At 41.3% G+C, this 247-nt stretch carries 1 protein-coding gene; it reads right to left on the bottom strand.

The features are described from left to right. The coding region (locus tag H4J38_RS17025; RefSeq protein WP_182133679.1) for a hypothetical protein at positions 1-247 on the bottom strand (247 nt) is incomplete at both ends.

The raw sequence follows: 247 nt of genomic DNA, 5'->3' as shown, positions 1-247 counted from the left end.
CTTGAAAATCAGGGGAACAATTGTTTGAGCATAAAACAAAGCTTCGCTCTGCGTTAGGTAAATAAAGCGACACTTTATTCATTACATCAGTATCTGAAGCCGTAACACCTAAGGTTAAATTACCTTCGACTATGCCATTTGAGCTTGCATGTCTGAGTGTGCCAATGGCATTAGAGAAACTCGTGTTCACCGAGCTCGTGCTTTCGCTTTGTACGCCAGCCACTTTTTTAACTACTGAAAGTGATTC

The organism is Colwellia sp. BRX10-3, from assembly GCF_014077505.1.
GTDB lineage: Bacteria > Pseudomonadota > Gammaproteobacteria > Enterobacterales > Alteromonadaceae > Cognaticolwellia.
Note: the sequence above shows the minus strand (reverse complement) of the source record. Positions and strands in the feature narration are given on the sequence as shown.